At 33.4% G+C, this 4,594-nt stretch carries 5 protein-coding genes; 1 reads left to right on the forward strand and 4 read right to left on the reverse strand.

Annotated features, from left to right (window positions below; all coding sequences use genetic code 11):
• Together ACT8VG_RS07600 and ACT8VG_RS07605 are read right to left on the reverse strand one after the other, a co-directional pair.
• Positions 1-1,470, reverse strand: a 1,470-nt coding sequence (locus ACT8VG_RS07600; protein WP_444195542.1) for an SWIM zinc finger family protein, incomplete at its 3' end; no start/stop codon positions are given.
• A 23-nt stretch (positions 1,471-1,493) separates the two neighbouring features.
• The gene (locus ACT8VG_RS07605; RefSeq protein WP_444195543.1) at positions 1,494-2,834 is read right to left on the reverse strand and encodes an MATE family efflux transporter; all 1,341 of its coding nucleotides are present in this window, start codon (positions 2,832-2,834) and stop codon (positions 1,494-1,496) included.
• 141 nt (positions 2,835-2,975) lie between these two features.
• Between ACT8VG_RS07605 and ACT8VG_RS07610 the strand changes: the two genes are divergently transcribed.
• Positions 2,976-3,362 (forward strand): MerR family transcriptional regulator, encoded by a 387-nt coding sequence (locus tag ACT8VG_RS07610; protein WP_440252585.1) that lies wholly within the window; start codon positions 2,976-2,978, stop codon positions 3,360-3,362.
• 38 nt (positions 3,363-3,400) lie between these two features.
• Here ACT8VG_RS07610 and ACT8VG_RS07615 read toward each other — a convergent pair whose 3' ends face one another.
• Positions 3,401-3,745, reverse strand: coding sequence for a hydrogenase maturation nickel metallochaperone HypA (locus tag ACT8VG_RS07615; protein WP_217106261.1), 345 nt, complete (start codon positions 3,743-3,745; stop codon positions 3,401-3,403).
• Positions 3,746-3,747: 2 nt separating this feature from the next.
• Positions 3,748-4,594: FAD-dependent oxidoreductase (locus ACT8VG_RS07620; RefSeq protein WP_444195544.1), on the reverse strand; the 847-nt coding region annotated here is incomplete at its 5' end.

The raw sequence follows: 4,594 nt of genomic DNA on the forward strand, positions 1-4,594 counted from the left end.
CGTTTGTATATGATCTTCATTATCATCTATCAGTTCTACTAGATAGTCTAAGTATTTATCTTGAATTGTAGTTGTTTCAATAAGATCATTAAAGCGTTGCTGTAAAGACTCATTGAATCTCATTTCATCAAACAGAAGCTGTTCTAATTGATCTCTTGGAAGTGTATGAATATGTTCTTTAAGTTCTTTTATAAACTTGATATCTAGTTTTTCTTTGATATCATCATAATTTTCATAATCACTACATGCAAGTAATACAGCTGCCATATGCTTACAATGATGTCCTTTATTGGCATATGGACAGTCACAATACATGCCAGTGACCTGTTTATCCTTTAAATCTATAGTAACATGATAATCATCTGATCCTTCTACTACAGCCGCAATACCATAAGGCTCCTGATAGAGCTTCTTGATCTTCTTTTTATAAAAGTAATCATAACCACGTTTTAAAATGACATCTGTAAACTGGTCTGCCCAATCTATCATATTAAGATTTAAACAAGGTGCAATCTCCTTTTTCATCTTAAGTAAATCTTCATCTTCTTGATGATACTTTAATCCAAGTTCAACGACTTCAAGAGCTTTATTATTATTTCTATTTTCTAAACAAGCATTCGCATATCGAATAAATACAGGTGCATAATTATGATATGTATCAAGGAAATGAAGAATGTCCTGATAGGACATATGCGCTTCCTGCATCATCTTTAATCCAATGCTTATCCAGCGAGAGTATTGCATACGTCCAACCCAGTTATCTTTCAAAGCATCACTGCCTAGAATCATATGATTCACAATACGAAACTTGTCTTCATATAATTCTGTTTCATTAAAACATTCTAGAAAGACTTCAGTAAGATACTCTTCATCTTCTTTCTCATACTTATGGAAATGGTACTCTCTTTCAAATACATCTAATAAAGTCTTCTTATTATGACTGCAGGAAACGATTATTTTTAAATCATTCTTAAGTTCTTCTAAGATATCATCTTTTTCTTCAGGAATAGATGAAATGAGATAGAATGTTTCAATCACCAAATTAAGTGATGCAAGAGAGTCTTCTGTTATTGTAGGAAGAATTGAACGTTTATAGGAAATGAGTTTATTGATCATCTCTTTATAGCTTCCACTCTCTGTAATAATATCTCTAATCACAGATTTGTACTTTTCATCAGTATAGACTTCTTGAAAATAATGGAATTGATATGTTTGTTTGGGATCATAAGCATAAAGAAGTGCTGCAATATGTTCACAATATTCATCTTCATTTTCACAGCTACAATCCATATCTTCTATCATTCCATCACGCAGATAAACAATAGAGTAATAGTCATCATCATCAAATATGCTTCCTTTGATTGCATATTCATTATGTTGAATGTCTTCTACTGCACCACTTTGGTACAGTTCATATCCTTTTTTTAATGTTCTTGGAGTGAACAATTGATTCCATCTTATTTTATCCATAAATGTACCTCTCTTATAATCAATTATAGCACACTTAATTCATCTTTCTTCTTCAATATACAATATACGATTAAACAAATAATCACTGATAATAATGATCCTAAAGGAGCTGCAAGTCCCATTGGAAATAAGTTATGAGGATACATTATAGAGGCAATATAAGAACCTGGTACTCTGACTAATGAAATAGAAATAATATTGTGAATAAAGCCAATATAGCTCTTTCCATCTGCTGCAAAATAACCACTAAAGCCAAAGTGAATCCCTGCAAATATTGTATCAATAATATAAGAACTGATATATTGGACACCTAGTAAGATTACTGTTGTATCTTTAGTAAATAAGCCAAGAAGTGTAGGTGCAGCACATTCTACAATCAAAGTAACAATGATTCCATAAAGAGTAGTGATCATTACTGCATATTTTAATACTGTACGAGCACGTCCGTAATTTTTGGCACCGATATTTTGTGCAGATAAAGCTGATACAGTTGCAAGCATTGTAGAAGGAATAATAAAGATGGCAGTGACCATCTTTTCTACAATACCTACTGCAGCAGCATCATTTAAACCACGACTATTCGCAATAATAGTAATGATCATAAAGGCAATCTGAACACATCCGTCCTGTATTGCGACAGGAAAGCCTACTTTTAGAATATGTTTAAATACCTGAGATTGAAGATGAAGGTCTTCTTTTTTGATATGAATGTCAGAGGTACGATATTTCATTGAGATGAGTGCGATAATAACACTCACGCTTTGTGACACAGTGGTTCCAAGTGCTGCCCCTATTGGTCCCATATGAAATAATCCAATAAAGATATAGTCTAAGATAATATTTAATAAACAGGCAATCGCAATAATATACATAGGGCTTTTTGAGTCTCCTAAGCCTCTATATATAGAACTGATGATATTATAGGCGGTGATGAAAGGAATTCCTATAAAACAGATGATAAGATATTGCACAGTTCCAGTCATTGCTTCTTGTGGAACATTGAGTAACACAACAAGTGGTTTTACAAAAATAAGCAATAAAAAAGTAGAAACAATAGAAATACATGCAAAGAGTGTAATCGTATTGCCTATCGTTCTTTCTACTAATGTATGATTCTCAGCGCCAACTGCATGACTAATAGAAACAGTAACCCCCATAGCCAGTCCTACAAGAATCGCTGTCAACATATGCATGACCTGACTCCCATTAGAAACAGCTGTAATACCATCTACCGCATTAAACTGCCCCACTATAAATAGATCAGCCATACCATAGAGTGTCTGTAAGAAATAAGATAATAGATAAGGTATCGCAAAGAATGCGATATGTTTAAGTAAGTTTCCAGATGTGACGTTATTTTCCATATAAGTCCCCCTTTTTTCATAATATTATCATATATTATTTTAATAGTCACATCATAGGTGGGGAATATATAGTGACTTTGTCATGACTCAATTTCTTGCATAATTTCCTATTATTTCTTATACTATTAAAGAGGTGATTGGATGACTTATACAATTAAACAGGTATCAGAAATGATGTCTTTACCTGTTTCTACTATTCGTTATTATGACAAGATGGGACTCATTCCTTTCTTAGAAAAGAATGAGTCAGGTTATCGTATCTTTAAAGAAAAAGATATTTCTATGCTGCGTATTATTGAATGTTTCAAGAATACAGGTATGAGTATTTCTGAAATGCAACAATATGTAGAAATGGTTAAACGTGGTGATGAATCATTAGAAGAACGTTATCAACTCTTTGTGAGAAGAAAAGAGATTGTATTAGAAGAAATGCGACAATTAGAAAAACAATTAGAAACAATTGAACATAAGCTCTGGTATTATGAAACTGCCATAAAAGCAGGTACAGAAGAGATTCATAAAAAATAATCCTCTCGTGTTACAGAGAGGATTTTTGTATAAAGGAACTATTCTCCTTCTATTTCTTTAATTAAACATTCATTGCCTTGCAGTAAGACAGTATTCCCACTATGACAATAAGGACATTCTCTGCCATAATCGATTGTAGAGTAAGTATTTTGACAGTTATGACAGATTGTAATAGCTTCAATCCATTCATAATCAAGTGTTGAATACTTTAGCAATGACACTTTCTTCTTATAATATTCCCAGCAGTCTACTAAATAGTCTGGTTCAATACCACTGACCCTGCCTATTTGTAAAGTGACCCTGCGGATATCTGTGAGACTATTTTCCTGTGCAACATCCTCTAATGTTCTGACAATATGTACGACAATACCTAATTCATGCATCTTTATTTCTTCTTATTACGTAAGATCTTAATCTGTCTTTTTGCAGCATAAGGAAGAATTGCCTTTAACTTATCTTCTGATCTTACCATATTGCTTCCTTCAGGAATATCTCTTGTAAGCTTGATTGCATCAAATTCACATTTAGTTGTGCATAGACCACATCCAATACATTTATTAGGATCTACTACACTTGTACCACATCCAAGACAGCGTTTTGCTTCTGTTTGTACCTGTTTAGGCGTAAATGTAGAACGTAAGTCTTTAAATGTTTCTGTCGCAAGACCCTGTTTAGTACCTGGAATCTGTCTCTTCGAATGATCAAAATCTAAAGTAATTAAAATATCATCCTTATCAAGCTGAGTAAACTGGTGTAAGTCTCTACCTAAAGTTAAAGAATGACCTTTATGGACATAACGGTGCATTGATTCAGCCGCTTCTTTACCCTGTGCAATCGCATCAATCGCAAAGCGAGGACCTGTATAGACATCTCCTCCTGTAAAGATATCTTGTACAGAAGTCTGTAAAGTAATGGCATCCGCTTGAATTGTACCATTTGGATTTGTATTGATATCTAATCCTTCTACCGGAATAATATCCTGTCCTACAGATAATAAGACATAATCACATGGGTAACTTTCTGTTTGTGTTTCATCATAAGATGGATTAAAAGCACCTGCTTCATCTCTTAAAGAGATACATTTCTTTAATGTGATTGTATGATCCATGATTTCCTGAGGACTCCATCCACAATGCATAGTAATACCTTCATGAATGGCTTCTTCTACTTCATCTGGGCTTGCAGGCATATCATTTTCTGATTCTAAACAGAATAATTCAACAGACGCTGCA

The organism is Catenibacterium sp., assembly GCF_052354645.1.
In the GTDB taxonomy this organism is placed as follows: Bacteria; Bacillota_I; Bacilli_A; order Erysipelotrichales; family Coprobacillaceae; genus Catenibacterium; species Catenibacterium mitsuoka_A.

What these genes read in the sequence shown, in the direction of transcription:
- ACT8VG_RS07615 (WP_217106261.1), bottom strand. Translation starts at nt 3,745, where the DNA reads ATGCATGAATTAGGTATTGTCGTACATATTGTCAGAACATTAGAGGAT.
- ACT8VG_RS07605 (WP_444195543.1), bottom strand. Translation starts at nt 2,834, where the DNA reads ATGGAAAATAACGTCACATCTGGAAACTTACTTAAACATATCGCATTC.
- ACT8VG_RS07610 (WP_440252585.1), top strand. Translation starts at nt 2,976, where the DNA reads ATGACTTATACAATTAAACAGGTATCAGAAATGATGTCTTTACCTGTT.